The following is a 16,844-nucleotide window of genomic DNA, read 5'->3' on the forward strand; positions in this document are numbered from 1 at the left end:
CAAACAACATGTTGAATCTCTGAATGAGCCATGAGGGTGAAAGAATTTCTCTCATGGTCTCGTCAAGAGATGCACAAATATTTCTTGAGACTATTTACTAAAATACGAGATCATCCCAAGCAGCTTGACCTTAACTTCGCGTTAAGAATGTGTCAATGAGAGATCGGCTCCAGAGAAACGGAGAGATTGTTCAATGTGAATTAAGAATGTGCGTGTTGTCGGGAAGGTGTCGAGCGACGGGTGCCATGGCCGGTTCCTCCGTGGTTGGTGTTCGGTGCAGGTCTTCACAGGGTTTAAAGTAAATAATACTGATTAGTCTGGTCACTGTCCGGGGAATTTGCCGAATCAAATTGTTCGATGTCTGGAGACGCATGCAATGTTTCTTGGGGATCCAATCGGCTGAGGCAAGACGTTGACCTTTCTGAGCCCCTGGCCGGTCCGTTGTCTGACAAGAGCGCGCGGTTGCCGTCCTTCAGGGTCATGATGACCGGCCCCCTTGCGGCTCTCCCCAATAGGGTGGGGGCAATTTCCACAGGGGCGAAAAAGGCTCTTGCGCCGGTGGAGATGATCATTTAGATACCCCCTCACCAGCCGAGAGGCGCGGGCGATTAGCTCAGCGGGAGAGCGTTCCGTTCACACCGGAAAGGTCACTGGTTCAATCCCAGTATCGCCCACCATTCCCCCTATTCTAAAAATTCCCAAAACATTTCAACCTGTCAGGCGATTTGTGTCCGACGGGCGATTTGTCTTTTCATCGGTACACCCTGGTGCTTTGCGTGCGGGCTTGCCGGGAATGAACTGTCCCTGAAAACGAAAAGGCCCCCGGATGCCGGGGGCCTCTTGAATGATCTGGAAGCTGTGCGAGGCCTGTAGCCGATGCTCACGCCGCGCGGCGACGACGCAGACCGAGGAGGCCAAGGAGCGCCAGGCCGCCGGCCGCTAGCGGAAGGGCTGCGGGAACCGGGACGGTCGTCGGCGGCGTTACCGGAATGACCTGGGTCGACGGGCCGCCATTTCCGCCCGTTTCGCCATCGGGCGTGGAGCCGTCGCCTTCCGGTGGCAGGATAAGGGCGGTCGCGATCGGCGAACCCTGGCCGCCGCCACCGCCGCCACCAGCCGAACCGCCACCGCCGGCGGAGCCGCCACCACCTGCGCCGCCACCGCCACCAGCCGACAGGCCGCCGCCACCGATCCGGGCGCCGGACCCGCCACGGCTGCCGCCGGAGCCTGACCGGCTGCCGCTGGCGAAGCCATTGCTCTGCTCGAAGGTCGAGCGGCCGATGGAGCCTTCGTCACCGGTCTGTTCGGTCGGGAAATAGGTGAGGCCATGGCGCACGCTGGTCAGCGTCACCGGACGGGTGCTGCGGCCGATCCAGGGCCAGTCGGCCGGATCGTTCTTCACTTCGAAATCGAAGGTTGCGGCTTCGGCTGTACGGGAGCCGAGTGCGCTCAGGCCGGCCAGGCCGACGAGGACGGTGACACTTGCGCAAAGAACAAGGCGCAGCGGGAAACGGGTGGTCATCTGCAGGACCTCAAAATGGCTCCCCTCGCGGGGATAACAGTAAATTATTTCTGAATTTATCCTCAACGCCTATCACCGAAGACGGTTCCCCTCAAATGACAAATGGAGTTCCTGGGCGGAAAAATTAAAAATTGATTAACAAGCTCGGCAAATTTACCAAGGGTCCGGCAAGTCCAAGGAATGAAACGGCTTTTGCATGATTCGCCGCATGCGCCATTGCATGCATTGAGGGTGTTCCCGGCCACCGTCCGGTGCCGCGAAGCCCGCCTCATAACGGTGATCTCGGGAGGCGCAGCGCCATCCGGTTCGCCGATCCCTGCGCAGGCACGGATCGGCGTGTTCGGGCAGGGAGGGCGCCGGTCAAACCTGCCTGCGCGTCTTCTGGCTCGGGGATCCGGGCTTACATCTTGTACGCCGTGCGGAATCCGCCCCAGTGGCGTCCGGCCACCTCGATCGGCGCATCCACCTCGCGCATCCACACAACCTTGCCGCCGCCCATGTCGCGGGCATAGGTCTGGATCAGGAAGGGGCGGGTGTTGCGGCCGGCACTCAGTCCGGCGCGGTCATCGAAGATGCGCCGGTTGCGGCAGTTGGCGGCATTCCAGACCGGATCCCCCGGCTTCTGCGGGTGCGAGTAGATCCGGTTGTGGACGGGCAGATATCCGTTGCGATCCACGGCCACGCAGAAGGCAAGGGCCGGATCTTCCGCAAGGATCCCCTCCTGGATGGCGGGCAGCACGGCTTCGATCTGTCTCAGGTAAAGCGTCTCGAACTGCTGCGGATCCGTGCCGGGCAGGGGGCGGTAGCGGGTGTCGAACAGGTCGTCCTGCCGCAGCCGTCCCTTGGCGATCAGGTCCTCCATCGCGGCCGCAATCCGCTGTGCTCCGGTCTGGGCGCGGGCCACGAAGGCGTCGTGTTCGGCGCGAACCTGGGCGAGCTTCTGGCGCACGGCGCTGAGGAAGGGGCCGTCAGGGTCCACGAAGGCGCAATGGACGCCTGCGTCAGAATGCGCGACCACCCTTGCGCGCGTCGTGCCCAGCGTTCCGAGCGACAGGGTGATGGCGCTGCCCGGCGTGATGCCCGGTGTGACCGTGGCGGTGCTGCCGGAGGCGGGCGAGGCTCCGGGCTTCACCAGAACACCGCCCTCGGAGAGGTCGCGCGTCTCGATGGCGATGCGCCCGCCGGCGCCCGTCATCTCGCCGTTGAGGCGCAGGGGCAGCCGATCATGGGCGCGCCGGTCGCCCACGGCGGTCTGACGGATCATCATGGTAAAGCGGCCACCGAGCCCGGCCGCCCGCTCGCCCATGCCGATGCTGGCCTGCGCGGCGTCCTGGGCCACATTCCGGGCCTGCTGGGTGCTTTCGGCGATCATGCGCGCTTGGGCAGAGACATCCTGCACGAAGCGCGCCGTCTGCTGGGCCCGGTCTCCGATGGACTGGGTGGTGCCGATCTGCTCGTGCACGGCAGCTTCCACAGCGGCAAAGCTCGGGCGGATCTGGCCGATCACGTCGATGACCCGGGTCACGTTGTCGATGCTGTTGTCGGCGGAGGCCTGGAGTCTTGCGATATTGGCCGAAATCTCGTCCGTGGCGCTTTGGGTCTGCTGGGACAGCAGCTTCACCTCGCTGGCCACCACCGCAAAGCCCTTGCCTGCTTCGCCGGCGCGGGCGGCCTCGATCGTCGCGTTCAGCGCCAGGAGATTGGTCTGCTTGGCCACGTCGGAGATGAGGCGCACCACATTGGCGATGGATTCGATGGCCGATTGCAGGTCCAGGACGCCGGCATTGGCTTCGTCAGCCAGTCCGCGTGCCTGCTCGACCAGATCATTCGAGGTGGTGATCTGCTGGCCGATTTCGCTGCTGGCCGCTGAAAGTTCGTTGATCGAATGGGCCAGCTCGCTGGCGTTGCTTGCCGCTTCCCCGGACTGGCTGTCCAGCACAGCGCTCGCCGTCTCCACCTGGGCCAGCATCTCGCCCTGGCTCTGGATGCGCGCCGTCACCGCCTGGGCGGCCTCCTGCATGGAGCTTGCGGCGACCTGAAGATCCCCCTCGATGGCATCGAGCGTATGGGTCAGGGCCTGTCGGCTCTCCCGGCTGTCCGCGTCGGGAGACGGTGCCGCAACGGTGCCCGGCAAATCTTGCGCCTCAGGTGTATCCGTTTGTTTCTTCGAAAGAAAAAAGCCCATGCGTTCCTCGGTGAAGCATCTTGTGAGATGATATTTTGAGGCAACTCTAAGACGAAATACTCGCCAAGGGGTTAAGACTGTAATTATTGCCAATTCGTCTTAAGGTGATGTCCTCATGTGATATGGTAATTTTTGCGCTGATGTTTTGACTTACGTTGCGGCGCAGCATCGACGTGTCTGTCTTTGTGGGGCCTGCCGGGGCGCGAAAACTTTTTGCGGTGCCGCACCGACAAGGCGGGGCGGTGTGGCCGCAGGCCTATCCCCAGTCTGCTGGGGGGTGAGGGGCGCTGCTGGGCGGCTTTGGCCTTTGCCCGTGCCGTCAGCCATGCTAAGCAGCCATCTGACCTGCGGGATTGCGGAAATTCGCCAGTCGGAGTTCCATCGCCCGTCAGGGACTTTGTGCCCGCTTCGGGGGTCGGCAGCGCCTTGCCGGAACCCGGTTGGCACGAAGCGACGAAGATGACGACATGCTGGTCGATAAGCAAGAACAAGAGCCGGAACAGAGCTGGGATCATGAGTGAAGACATGAAGCGCCTCGCCGCCGAACGGGCGGTTGCGGATGTGACCTCGGGCATGAAGCTGGGCATCGGGACAGGGTCCACGGCCGAGCATTTCGTGCGCGCCCTGGGAGCCCGCGTCCGCGAGGGGCTTCAGGTCATAGGCGTGCCCACCTCCGAGCGCACCCGGGCGCTGGCGGAAGCCGAGGGCATTCCGCTGACGACCCTTGAAGAGACCCCGGCACTCGACCTGACCGTGGACGGGGCCGACGAGATCGATCCCGCACTCAGCCTGATCAAGGGCGGCGGCGGGGCCCATCTTCGCGAGAAGATCGTGGCTGCAGCTTCCACCCGCATGATCGTCATTGCCGACAGCAGCAAATGCGTTGAAACACTGGGCAAGTTCCCGCTCCCCATCGAGGTGGTTCCCTTCGGCCTCGGCGCCACCCGCATCGCCATCGGCAAGGTTTTTGCCGACCTCGGTTTGTCTGGGGATTTGCGCATGCGCGGCGGGGCCGAACATCCTTTTGTCACAGATGGCGGACATTACATCCTCGATGCACACCTTGGAGCGATCCCGGACCCGCAGGCGCTTGCCGCGGCCCTGGTCGCCGTGCCGGGCGTGGTCGAGCATGGCCTGTTCATCGGCCTGGCCGCTAAGGCCTATGTGGCCGGTCCGGATGGCGTTTTCGAGATGACCGCCCGAGCCTGAAGTTAAGTCGAAAGGTCCGCCGACGGTGGGCCTTTTTGAGGAGTTTGAGAATGAAACTGACGTCGATTTTTTCCTCCGGAGCGGTTGTCGCGGCGACCCTTTTCCTCGCGGCCCTGCAGCCGGTTCAGGCTCAGGACGGCGAATTTTCCGCCAGCCACATCGAGGCTGCCCGCAAGGTGGTGACCGCCACCAAGGCCATGGGCGCCTTTGACGACATCCTGCCGGTTCTGGCCGAGCAGACCCGCACCCTCTTCGTTCAGGCCGATCCGGCCCGGACCCAGGAAATCGTGGACGTCACGTCCGAGGCTGCGCTGAAGCTGGCCGCACGCCGCAGCGAGCTCAACAACACCATCTACCAGATCTGGGCGCGCCGCTTCTCCGAAGAGGAGCTGAAGGAGCTCGCCGCCTTCTATGAAAGCCCGCTGGGCTCCAAGCTTGCCGACAACGGCCCGACCATCACCGCCCTGGCGATCGGTGCGGCCCGCGAGTGGCAGAACCAGATGTCCACCGAGCTGGTAGCCCTGGTGCGTGAGGAGCTGGACAAGCGCTCCGCCGCTGCTGCCCAGTAAGACCGGGCGCGATCAGCGCAAGGGCGAAATGATCACGGCCTGCCCGTCAACCTTGCGGGCAGGCCGTTTCTCTGTCGGGGGGATCACGAAGCCGGGAGCCCCCTTGCAGGCGGCCCGGGGTGCCCCGACATGGGAGGGCGAGCCGCCGGTCAGGTGATGCAAGACGAGTTTCGGAAGATGGAGAGCGCGATGAGCGAATTCGATTTTGACCTGTTTGTCATCGGGGGTGGATCCGGGGGCGTGCGCGCCGCCCGCATTGCGGCCACCCATGGGGCCAAGGTCGGATTGGCCGAGGAATACCGCTATGGCGGAACCTGCGTCATCCGCGGTTGCGTGCCGAAGAAGCTCTTCGTCTATGCCTCGCGCTTCTCGGAAGAATTCGAGGATGCGGAAGGCTTCGGCTGGCACGTGGGCGAGCGCTCCTTCTCCTGGCGCCAGTTGATTGCCGCCAAGGACAAGGAAATCACCCGTCTTGAAGGCATCTACCGGCGCAATCTCGACAATACCGGCGTGACCTGCTTCGACAGCCGCGCCGAGTTCGTCGACGACCACACCCTGCGTCTCACCGCCACTGGCGAGACCGTCACCGCGAAATATATTCTCGTTGCGACCGGCGGGGCAGCCAACCTGGACCCGGACGTTCCCGGCATCGAACATGCCATCACCTCCAACGAGGCCTTCCATCTGGAAGAGCTGCCGGAGAGCGTGATGGTCGTTGGTGGCGGCTACATTGCGGTAGAATTCGCCGGCATCTTCAACGGGCTCGGCGTGAAGACCCAGCTCATGTACCGGCGCGACATGATCCTCAACGGCTTCGACATGGACCTGCGCGAGGCGGTGCAGGAAGAGGTGGCGAAGAAGGGCGTGGAGATCATCACCGATGATGTGCCCGTCAGGATCGTCCGACGCCCCGATGGTCGGCTGGACGTGACCTCACGCCAGGGCCGCACCTGCGTGGTGGATCAGATCATGTATGCCATCGGCCGCCGGCCGAACACGGAAGGTCTCGGCACGGACGCGGCCGGCATCATCCTGAAGCCGAACGGCGCCATTGCGGTGGATGCGGCCTCGCGCACCAATGTCGAGCATATCTACGCCGTGGGCGACGTGACCGACCGGGTGGCCCTGACCCCTGTGGCCATCCGCGAAGGCCATGCGGTCGCCGACACGCTCTTCGGCAACAACCCCTGGACCGTGGATCATTCTCTGATCGCGACCGCCGTCTTCTCCCAGCCGGAACTTGGCACCGTGGGTCTCACCCAGGATCAGGCGCTTGAGCTGACCCCGAACCTGGACATCTACAAGGCCAAGTTCCGCCCGATGAAGCACACGCTCAGCGGTCGCGACGAGAAGATGCTGATGAAGGTGATCGTCAATGCGGATGACGACCGGGTGCTGGGCGTTCATCTGATGGGCCCGGATGCCGGGGAACTGGCGCAGGTGCTGGGCATCTGCCTGCAGATGGGCGCCACCAAGGCCGACTTCGACCGCACGGTTGCCGTTCATCCCACGGCGGCCGAGGAGCTGGTGACCATGCGCGCGCCGACCGAGCGTCTGCGCGGCGCCTGAGCGCTCCGGCACTTCTGACCTGCAAGACAAGGCGGCGGACCGGTGTCCGTCGCCTTTTCTTGTGCCCAGTCTCACCTGTGTCATCAACTCTGTCTTTGGGCCTTCACGATGCCCTTCCACGCCAGTGTTCGTCTTGCCATGGCTTGACCATGGCATCCATGCCGTGAAGTAGCGCCACACAGCAGCGCCGCGTTTGCCGAAGCGTCACGGCAAGGATTGCCGGATCAAGTCCGGCAAGGACGACGGAGAGCGTGCTCTCGAAGCAGCCCCCCTTGCTCCGCGCCGTCCCGGCCCTGAGCCGGGACCAACCCTGCTTCCGAATATCCATGGGCGCGTTGGGTGCGAGGTCCCGGATCTCCGCTTGCGCTGCGTCCGGGACGGCGGAGAGGTCGGTGCAGTATAGCTCTTTGGCCCTCCGATCCCGGGTCGCGCGATCGCTCGCCCGGGCGGACGCATCTTGGGATGCTCATGTGTCGGCAGGTTCAGGCGGCGGACGGGTGTCCGTCGCCTTCTCTGTTTCAGTGTCACGCGGGGGGAACTGAAAGGGCTCAGACGGCGGGCGCGGCGCTGGCGGGACGCGAGCTCTGGGCCTTGTTGTATTTTTCCATCTCGGCCCGCTGGGCGGCGGCATCATTTTCCCCGGCCGGATCCGCGAAGGCCATGCGCCCGCGGCCGGCATTCTTCGCCTTGTAGAGCGCGCCGTCGGCGGCAGCCTGCACCTCTTCCGGGGTCAGGCCGTTGTCGGGGGCAATGGCGATGCCGATGCTGATGCCGACCTCAGCCAGTTCTCCGTCGCCGATGTCGATCGGCAGGGGCACCGCATCGAGAAGACGGCCGGCCAGCTTTTGCAGGGCGATGCGGTCGGTCAGGTCGTTGAGGATGATCACGAACTCATCCCCGCCGACCCGGCAGGCGAGACCCGCATCGCCGACGACGGTCTTCAGGCGCGCGGCTACTTCGCGGATCACCGCATCACCGGCGGCGTGGCCATGGGTGTCGTTGACGGCCTTGAACCGGTCCAGGTCGCAATGCATGAGCGCGAAGGGCCGGTACGACAAGGTGTTCACCGCCTCCGCCAGGGTGCGGTTGAAATGCAGGCGGTTGGCGAGTCCGGAGAGCGTGTCGTGGAGGGCGAGGAAGCGATTCTGATGCTCGCTCGCCTGCAGCGACGCGGTCAGGCGCCCGATCCGCCAGGCAATCGCGAAGGCCATGATGGCGAGCGCGATGCTGAGCGCCAGGATCACCGGAATGACCGTGTGCCAGATGGGGGCTGCCACGGGCAGCTTACCCCAGATGAAATAGCCGATGATCTCGCCCTGGAGGCTTTCGAGCGGATAGCTGATCTCGTCATTGTCTGCGCTCGGCTCGAACTGGAAGCGCATGTCTTCGAAGCGGATCTGCGAGTTCAGGCCGTTGACGAAATCCTGATCGATGAAATGGGCGGAAATCAGCAGCGTGGCTTCGTCACGGGGCAGGGCGACCCGTTCCTGATCGGGAATGATCGGAATGACGCTGACCAGCGCGGGCTTGTCCTCCAGCACCACGAAGCCCGAGGCCGCGATATCCTTCATGTCCAGTTCCTGCAGGGAGGAGTAGCTGAAGCCCCTGGGCACCCGCGTTCGCTTCAGCTTGAAGACATCGCGGGCCTGCTGCACCAGCGGCGAATATTCCGGCGTGTCTGACAGGGGGCGCAGCACGATGTGGGTGTAGTCCTGGAAGGTCTCGGCCAGCACCACATTCTGGGCGTTCACGATCAGGTTGCGGTCGTGGCCAAAGTCAGTCCACAGGCTCTTGAGTTCCTGTCGGACGAAGTCGTGGTCGAAGTCGATCACGATCTTCTCCACAGCCTCGTCCCAGCGGGCGAGCGGCAGCTGCTCGCGGGCTATCAGCAGGCTTCGGTCGCGCAGGGTGTTCTCGAAGAGCATTCCCGCATTACGGTCAGCTTCTCCCTCCGAGGCGCGGGTGGCGACATAGCCGACGAAGACCAGGGATACGGCGCTCACGAAAATGAGGAGGCCGGCCAGCAGAAAGGCCAGACGGGAGATGCGATGCTTCTGTTCCCGTGAAATGCGGTCGCTGTAGCGCCGTGCCGTCCTCTCGCCCACGCTTTCTTTTCCCCCTTTGTCTTTATCGTATCGGCGACATCTAGCCCGAAAGCCTTAATGACCCGTCTTTTTGACTTGTGAAACTCTGCAATATCGACGGATTCATTTCCGGTCATTACGGGGTTTTGCTTACCTCTGCCCTGCTGGACGGTGGAAAGCTTGCTCTCTGCTCGCAAGAACCTGCTGGGCAACCTCTGCGCGCGTGAGGACGGTCGCCGGTCGCGGGGGCTTTACCCGGTGGGGATCCCGGAGTAAATCGGCAGGGATCGGAGACTGTCCGGCTCCGTCTCACCCCGGAGACGAAGGCCTTGGGCCCGATATCTCCCGCATTTGCCCGCCAGACGCCGATGCGGCGTTTCCCCGACGGGTTCATTCACCTGAAGGCCTGTACATGACGATTTCCTATTTCGGCTATGGCTCCCTCGTGAACGTGGCCACCTTGCCGGATCATGCCGAAGTCACCCCGGGAACCCTCGACGGGTGGGTGCGTCAGTGGAGCATCGCCGGGCGCGAGATCGAGGGACACGGGGTCTGCTCGCTCTGCGTGGTTCCCCGCGACGGCGTGGCCATTCGCGGTGTCATGGCCCGCGAACCGCGCGACGGGCTGGAGCGCCTCGAACGCCGCGAGCACATGTATGACAAGGTCGATGGCATCGGCGAGCGCTTCCGCTGCGACGCCCAGGGCGCGTCTGGGCCGAACGACATGTTCCTCTTCCGCGCCAAGCCCCGCTACTACGGCTGGGGCGACGCGGAAAACCCGATCCTCCAGAGCTATGTGGATTGTGTCCTCAAGGGCTTCCATGATTTCTGGGGCGAGGAGGGCGTAAGGCACTTCATCGAGACCACCGAAGGCTGGCACGTGCCGATCCTGGCGGACCGGGATTCCCCGCGCTATCCCCGGGCGATCGTCCTGTCGGACAGCCTGCGCGAGCTGATTGACGATCTTCTGGCCGACCACGGCGTCGCCTATCTGCCCTGATCCGGATCGCCTTCCTTGCGGCCTCACCCTGTCCCCGTCCTGCGGGGCGTCGAATCGGAGCCCCGGGGAGGGGAGGCGTGAGTGGCGGTGGAGGCTTCGGCGCGCTGAGCGGACCGGTCATCGAAGAACACCGCGCAGCCCCGCCCTGAATCCTTTGCCCCGTAGAGAGCTGCGTCGGCCGCAGCAATGAGATCCGTGTCGCGCATCCCGCAGAGGGGCGCGACGGCGATGCCGATGCTCAGCCCCACACTCACCCGGTCACCGCATGCCAGCATGACGGGCTGGTCCACCGCCGCGATCAGCCGGTCGGCCAGATCCTGAAGATGCGTCCGTTCGGCCTTGGACAGGCCAGGGGATCCATCCGCCTGCCGATACGAGGCGGTGCCGCCGAGCGCAACGAGAATGACGAATTCGTCGCCCCCGATCCGGGCCACCGTGCCCTGATCTGCGGTGACCGCCGCCAGACGCTCCGCCACGCTCTGGATCACCAGATCTCCGGCCGCATGACCGAAGCGGTCGTTCACCGCCTTGAACCGGTCGAGGTCGCAGCCGAACAGTGCAATCGGTCGGGACGCGCAGTCGCTGAGCGCCTCGTCCAGCAGCGCGGTGAACTGGAAACGATTGGCGAGCCCTGTCAGCGGATCATGCAGGGCCAACCGGCGGTTTGCCGCTTCGCTTTCCTCAAGCGCGCGCGACAGGCGGCCGATCCGCCGGGCGACGAGCACCGAGGACACGGCCAGGGCCAGGCCCATCACCACGATCAGTGGCCCGATCATGCGCAGGATCTTCGGGCCGGGCTTGGCACCGTTCCAGTGAAAATAGCCGAAGGCCACGCCCGAGGCATCCTGTACCTGCACATGGGTCTGATGCGAGGAGGGGGTATCGGTCAGCCGGAAGCTCACATCGGGGAAGGGGAGTTCTCCCTGCAGCGCATCCAGGAACGAGGCGTCGATGACCCGGGCCGAGATGAGCACGGTCGTGCGCTCCGGACTGCGGGCCGACCCTCCCGTGACCGTCTCGATCGCGACCGCACTGAGAAGGGACGGAGCGCCGTTCACCAGGGCAAAGGAATAGCTTGCGGTGTCGTCGGACCAGATCTGCGGAAGAGGACCCTCTTCGGGACCACCCGATTTCGGCCAGGCCCTCACGAGGGCGCGACGCTGCTGGGCCGCCAGCACGGAAAGCGGGTCGTTGGCCGTCAGCCGCCGCCGCTCGAAATGCACCTCGTTCCGCTCTGAGGAAGCGAGAAGTGTCCCGTCCGGTGCGATCAGGAAGCTGCTTTCCAGCTCCGCCTCCCGCCAGAGCGGGCGCAGCAGCCGATCGCGCACGAAAGCCGGGTCGAACCGGTCTTCCACCTGCGCGACCGCCTCGCTGGAATGGGCGCGCGCGAGCTGGGCCCGCGACATGCGGATGTGATTGCGCTGGATCGCTTCGGCAAAGAGCTGCTTCTCGCCGGAAAGCGCGTGCCGGTCGGCCTCCGCAGAGGCTGTGACGCCGATGAAGATCATGCAGGCCGCAGCCATCGCAATGAGGCCGCCCGCCATGAGATAGACCCAGCGGGTCACGGACACCGGGTTCAGGGCGCCGAGAGGGCTGGTCGATCCGTTTGGGGAACTGGCGGCAGTCGGGGCAGGCACGGTCATCCTGACAGGTTGGTCCACCGCGAGAGGCGGCGTCTGGCGATCATCGCCGAGGACCATACGAAGAAATTCCTAAGTCGCCCTCGTCGCCCGCGCCACAAGTCGATGGATCCCGGAAACCGCTCCTTAACGCTGATCGGATGGTGCCCGCTCAGGTGCCCCCATCAGGTTCCAAGCGTCGTCTTCAGGCCATATCCGACGGCCCAGGCGATGCCGGCCGCCGTCATGCCGATGGCGCAGGTTTCCAGCCCGGAGACCGCCCAGGAGCGCGTGGACCAGCGGGACTTCAGCGCTCCGATGCCGAAGAAGGCGAGCGCCGTGCTGGCGGTGGTGATGAGGCCGCTGGCCGACAGGCCGAAGACGAAGGGGATGAGGGGAACGCTGCCGCAGATGAAGAAGGCAATGAAGGTGGCAAGCGCTGCCTTGAGGGGCGCCCGCGGCGAGCGGGTCATGCCGTATTCCTCCAGCATCATCGTGTCGATCCACGGCTGCCGCCGGGAGGTGAGGATGCCGACGAGCGTCTCCAGTTCCTCGCCGCCATAGCCCTTGGCCCGGAAGATCTGGCGGATCTCCTCGCGCTCGCCCTCCGGGTCCACGCGAATGTGCTTTTCCTCCACCAGCAGGAGCCGGTGATAGTCCTCCCGCTCGGTCTGGGTGCCGCTGTAATTGGCAACCGCCATGGAGAAGCCGTCCGCCAGCAGATTGGCAAGCCCGAGGATCAGCACGATGCGCGAGGAGAGGTCCGCGCCCACCGATCCGGCCACGATCGCGAAGGTGGTGATCGCCCCGTCGATGCCGCCATAGACCCAGTCGCGCAAGTAGCTGGCGTCGGGGCCACCCTGCAGGCGGCGGGCAATATCCTCGGCTGCGTGGCTGTGTTCGAGTGTCATGAAGCTGTTCCTGGATTTGCGGGCGGTGGCTGGCAACTTTTCCCAGTATAGCCTGTGGTCTTCATGAAGCGACACGTGTATAAACGCGCGCACGTTTCGTCCGGATATGGAAGCAACGATGAACGGAAACGCCCTTGCCGGGGGGCTTTTGCGAAATTTGTGAAACGATTGCGCGGGCCGGGTGCCTGCGATCGAGGAGTGAGACTATGGCGGAGAAGTGGACCCCGAACAGCTGGAGAGCAAAGCCGATCCTGCAGGTTCCCGAGTATCCGGACCTGGCCGCCCTGGCCGATGTGGAAAAGCGCCTGACCAGCTATCCGCCGCTTGTCTTTGCAGGGGAAGCGCGCGCGCTCAAGAAGCAGCTTGCCCGCGTCGCCGAAGGCGAGGCCTTCCTGCTTCAGGGCGGTGACTGCGCCGAGAGCTTCGCCGAGCATCACCCCGACCATATCCGTGACTTCTTCCGCGCCTTCCTGCAGATGGCCGTGGTGCTGACCTTTGCCGCCAGCCAGCCGGTCGTGAAGGTCGGGCGCATCGCCGGCCAGTTTGCCAAGCCGCGCTCGTCCGGCATCGAGAAGCAGGGCGATATCGAGCTGCCCAGCTACCGTGGCGACATCATCAACGGCATCGACTTCACCGAAGCCTCCCGCGTGCCCGATCCCTCGCGCATGGAACAGGCCTACCGTCAGTCGGCTGCGACCCTGAACCTGCTGCGCGCCTTCGCCCAGGGCGGTTTCGCCAACCTGGACCAGGTGCACCAGTGGATGCTGGGCTTCATTTCCGACAGCCCGCAGGGTCACCGCTACAAGGAACTGGCCGACCGCATCTCCGAGTCGCTGGCCTTCATGCGCGCTTGCGGCGTGGACAGCTCCACCGTGCCGCAGATGCGCTCCACCGACTTCTTCACCTCCCACGAGGCTCTGCTGCTGGGCTATGAAGAAGCGCTGACCCGCGTCGACAGCATTTCCGGCGACTGGTACGCCACCTCCGGCCACATGCTGTGGATCGGCGACCGGACGCGCCAGCCCGACCATGCCCATGTGGAATTCTTCCGCGGTATCAAGAACCCGATCGGCCTGAAGTGCGGTCCGAGCCTGACCCCGGACGGGCTGCTGGAACTCATCGATCTGCTGAACCCGGAAAACGAAGCCGGCCGCCTGACCCTGATCTGCCGTTTCGGCGCCGACAAGGTCTTCGACCATCTGCCCCAGCTGGTGCGCGCCGTTCAGCGCGAGGGCCGCAAGGTCGTGTGGTCCTGCGACCCGATGCATGGCAACACCATCACCGCCGGCGGCTACAAGACCCGTCCGTTCGAACGCGTGCTCAAGGAAGTGGAAGCCTTCTTTGCCGTGCACCGCTCCGAGGGCACCCATGCCGGCGGCATCCATGTGGAAATGACCGGCCGTGACGTGACCGAATGCACCGGCGGGGCCCATGCCCTGACCGCCGAGCAGCTGGGCGACCGTTACCACACCCATTGCGACCCGCGCCTGAACGCCAACCAGGCGCTCGACCTGGCCTTCCTGATTGCGGAAAACCTCAAGAAGGAACGGGCCGAGCGGGATCTGAAGATCGCCGTCAACGGCTGAGGGGCATTCCTCGCAAACGATCTGGAAACGGGCGGCCTGGCCGCCCGTTTGCGTTTGAGACAGTCATTTTGCGCTTGTTTGTATTATCAATAAATCTGGTAAGCGCACCTTAAGACTGTGCGCTGCAAGACTGTCCCGAATTTCGAGAAAAGAGGCTGCGCACGGCATTTTTCGCCGCAGGAATCGCGGGCCTCGCTCCAGCCCTCGCGGCTGGAGGGTTTGGTCATTCGGGAGCACCGCCTCATGGAAAAGCGCAGGGACCTGTCGCGACTTTCCGTCCTCATCGTTGAAGACAGCACGCATATGCGCGCCATTCTCCGCTCCATTCTGAGCGGCCTCGGCGTGCGCCAGATCTTCGAGGCCGCAGAGGCGACCGACGGTCTGGAAAAGACCATCGACCGCCAGCCCGACCTCGTCCTGTGCGATTGGGCCATGCAGCCGGTGAGCGGTGGCGAGTTCATCCAGTTTCTGCGCGGCGAGAAGGACGCGACCCTGAGCACCACGCCGGTGATCGTTGTCAGCGCCCATTCCCGCAAGGCCAACATCCTGGAAGCGCGCAAGCTCGGCATCCACGGTTTTGTCGCCAAGCCGGTGTCGCCGGCCGTCCTCTACCAGCGCATCTGCAACATGCTGGCGTTCCAGGAGGCGCATGGGCGGACCAAGGGCATGTTCGCGGCCACATCCTGGCCCACGGGCGGCCCGGTCCTTGACCTCACGTCGCCCACGCTGCTGGGTGCCTCGGGGACAAGGCGGGCGCCGGGCGCCGGGACCGCAGATGCCGAAGACGAGCCGGAGCGCGGCGTGGCCTGGTGCTGACGTCATTGCACCGCAAGATCTGCATGCCTGCGGCAATTGCAAGTCGCCGCACTCCGGGCTAAATCAGCGACATGGTAAAAGAGAATCCCGCTCTCCGCATCGCAGGCCGGTTCCGTCTGGCTGTCGCGCAAGTGAACCCCACCGTCGGCGACATTGTCGGCAATGCCGAACTGGTGCGCCAGGCGCACCGGGACGCTGCCGGGCAGGGTGCCGATCTCGTCCTCTTCTCCGAACTGGTCATCGCCGGATATCCGGCAGAGGATCTGGTGCTGAAGCGTGCCTTCGTCGAGCGCTGCATGGCCGAGGTCCGCGCGCTGGCGGCCCTGACCCTGGACGGCGCTCCGGGGCTGCTCGTCGGCACGCCCTGGCTGGAGGACGGCAAGCTCTACAATGCGGTCGCTCTTCTCGACGCAGGCGAGGTTCAGGCCCTGCGCTTCAAGCATGACCTGCCGAATTACGCCGTCTTCGACGAGAAGCGCGTGTTTGCATCCGGTCCCTTGCCCGGGCCGATCGACTTCCGCGGCCTGCGTATCGGTGTGCCGATCTGCGAGGACATCTGGAACGACGAGGTCTGCGAATGCCTGTCGGAGACGGGGGCGGAGATCCTGCTCGTGCCCAACGGCTCTCCCTATTGGGAGAACCGCATGGAAGAGCGGCTCCAGGTCGTGGTTGCCCGGGTTGTCGAGAGCGGCCTGCCGCTCGTCTATTGCAACCAGCTGGGCGGTCAGGATGAGCTCGTCTTCGACGGGGGCTCCTTCGCCCTGCGCGCCGACCGCAGCCTCGCCTTCCAGATGCCCCAGTTCGACGCCGGGCTCCTGATCAGCGACTGGTCGCGTCAGGACAATGACACCTGGACCTGCGCGCCGGGGCCCATGGCGCGCCTGCCGGATCTGGACGAGGCCAACTGGAAGGCCTGCGTTCTGGGTCTGCGCGACTATGTGCTGAAGAACGGGTTCCCGGGCGTGGTCCTGGGCCTTTCCGGCGGCATCGACAGCGCGATCTGTGCGGCCATGGCCGTGGACGGTCTGGGGGCGGACAAGGTGCATGCGATCATGCTGCCCTACCGCTACACCTCCCGCCAGAGCGTCACGGACGCGGCCGACTGCGCCGAGGCGCTCGGCATCCGCTTCGATCACGTGCCGATCGCCGAGCCCGTCGAAGGCTTCTCCCGCGTGCTCTCCGGCCTCTTTGCCGGCTGCGAGCAGGACACGACGGAAGAAAACATCCAGTCGCGCGCCCGCGGCGTCATCCTCATGGCGATCTCCAACAAGTTCGGCGCCATGGTCGTGACCACCGGCAACAAGTCGGAGATGTCGGTCGGCTATGCCACTCTCTATGGCGACATGAACGGCGGCTACAACCCCATCAAGGATCTCTACAAGACCCAGGTCTATCATCTGGCGAAGTGGCGCAATGCCAACCGTCCGGACGGCCTGCTGGGACCCGAGGGCGAGGTCATTCCCGACAGCATCATCACCAAGGTTCCCACCGCAGAGCTGCGCGAGAACCAGACCGACCAGGACAGCCTGCCCCCTTACGAGGTGCTGGACGACATCCTGACCTGTCTGGTGGAGAACGAGATGGCGGTGCGCGACATCGAGCGGCGCGGCCATGACCGGGCGCTGATCCACCGCATCGAGCATCTGCTCTACATCGCCGAATACAAGCGTCGCCAGGCACCTCCGGGCGTCAAGATCACGCCGCGCAACTTCGGCAAGGACCGCCGCTATCCCATCACCAACCGCTTCCGGGACAGAAGCTGAGCACCGCTTCA

12 protein-coding genes and 1 tRNA gene are annotated in these 16,844 nt (G+C 64.5%); 8 read left to right on the forward strand and 5 right to left on the reverse strand.

What is annotated here, in order from left to right:
• Positions 1-602 precede the first annotated feature (602 nt).
• Positions 603-677: transfer RNA gene (locus tag FR728_RS05420), tRNA-Val, on the forward strand.
• A 203-nt stretch (positions 678-880) separates the two neighbouring features.
• Here the strand turns inward: FR728_RS05420 and FR728_RS19315 are convergent.
• Positions 881-1,522, reverse strand: coding sequence for a hypothetical protein (locus FR728_RS19315; RefSeq protein WP_188318841.1), 642 nt, complete (start codon positions 1,520-1,522; stop codon positions 881-883).
• Positions 1,523-1,922: 400 nt separating this feature from the next.
• Positions 1,923-3,656: a methyl-accepting chemotaxis protein gene (locus FR728_RS05430; RefSeq protein WP_149891582.1), complete on the reverse strand. Its 1,734-nt coding sequence runs from the start codon at positions 3,654-3,656 to the stop codon at positions 1,923-1,925.
• Positions 3,657-4,217: 561 nt separating this feature from the next.
• On the opposite strand from FR728_RS05430, the gene rpiA reads away from it, so the two are divergent.
• The 3 genes from rpiA to gor all read left to right on the forward strand — a co-directional run bounded on the left by rpiA (position 4,218) and on the right by gor (position 7,054).
• Positions 4,218-4,916, forward strand: a complete 699-nt coding sequence (gene rpiA, locus FR728_RS05435; RefSeq protein WP_149892224.1) for a ribose-5-phosphate isomerase RpiA — start codon at positions 4,218-4,220, stop codon at positions 4,914-4,916.
• A 50-nt stretch (positions 4,917-4,966) separates the two neighbouring features.
• On the forward strand, positions 4,967-5,485 hold the full coding sequence (locus tag FR728_RS05440; protein ID WP_149891583.1) for a DUF2059 domain-containing protein: 519 nt from the start codon (positions 4,967-4,969) through the stop codon (positions 5,483-5,485).
• A gap of 189 nt (positions 5,486-5,674) precedes the next feature.
• Entirely contained in the window at positions 5,675-7,054 is a 1,380-nt protein-coding gene (gene gor / locus FR728_RS05445) for a glutathione-disulfide reductase (protein ID WP_149891584.1), read from the forward strand.
• Positions 7,055-7,602: 548 nt separating this feature from the next.
• Here the strand turns inward: gor and FR728_RS05450 are convergent.
• Positions 7,603-9,159 carry a sensor domain-containing diguanylate cyclase gene (locus FR728_RS05450; RefSeq protein WP_149891585.1) on the reverse strand — a complete coding sequence of 519 codons (1,557 nt, stop codon included), beginning with the start codon at positions 9,157-9,159 and terminating at the stop codon, positions 7,603-7,605.
• A 391-nt stretch (positions 9,160-9,550) separates the two neighbouring features.
• Here FR728_RS05450 and FR728_RS05455 point away from each other — a divergent pair, with 391 nt between their 5' ends.
• Positions 9,551-10,138, forward strand: coding sequence for a gamma-glutamylcyclotransferase family protein (locus tag FR728_RS05455; protein ID WP_149891586.1), 588 nt, complete (start codon positions 9,551-9,553; stop codon positions 10,136-10,138).
• Positions 10,139-10,161: 23 nt separating this feature from the next.
• On the opposite strand, the gene FR728_RS05460 is transcribed toward FR728_RS05455, so the two are convergent.
• Positions 10,162-11,781, reverse strand: a complete 1,620-nt coding sequence (locus tag FR728_RS05460; RefSeq protein ID WP_188318800.1) for a diguanylate cyclase domain-containing protein — start codon at positions 11,779-11,781, stop codon at positions 10,162-10,164.
• Between the two features lie 161 nt (positions 11,782-11,942).
• The gene (locus tag FR728_RS05465) at positions 11,943-12,668 is read right to left on the reverse strand and encodes a VIT1/CCC1 transporter family protein (RefSeq protein WP_149891588.1); all 726 of its coding nucleotides are present in this window, start codon (positions 12,666-12,668) and stop codon (positions 11,943-11,945) included.
• 206 nt (positions 12,669-12,874) lie between these two features.
• Here FR728_RS05465 and FR728_RS05470 point away from each other — a divergent pair, with 206 nt between their 5' ends.
• From FR728_RS05470 to FR728_RS05480, 3 genes are all read left to right on the forward strand, one after another.
• Complete coding sequence (locus FR728_RS05470; RefSeq protein WP_149891589.1) at positions 12,875-14,254, forward strand: class II 3-deoxy-7-phosphoheptulonate synthase; 1,380 nt, start codon at positions 12,875-12,877, stop codon at positions 14,252-14,254.
• A 243-nt stretch (positions 14,255-14,497) separates the two neighbouring features.
• On the forward strand, positions 14,498-15,070 hold the full coding sequence (locus FR728_RS05475; protein ID WP_149891590.1) for a response regulator: 573 nt from the start codon (positions 14,498-14,500) through the stop codon (positions 15,068-15,070).
• Between the two features lie 71 nt (positions 15,071-15,141).
• Positions 15,142-16,833, forward strand: a complete 1,692-nt coding sequence (locus tag FR728_RS05480; RefSeq protein ID WP_149891591.1) for an NAD+ synthase — start codon at positions 15,142-15,144, stop codon at positions 16,831-16,833.
• The last annotated feature ends 11 nt before the right edge of the window (positions 16,834-16,844 follow it).

The organism is Roseibium aestuarii, from assembly GCF_008477545.1.
Lineage (GTDB): Bacteria > Pseudomonadota > Alphaproteobacteria > Rhizobiales > Stappiaceae > Roseibium > Roseibium aestuarii.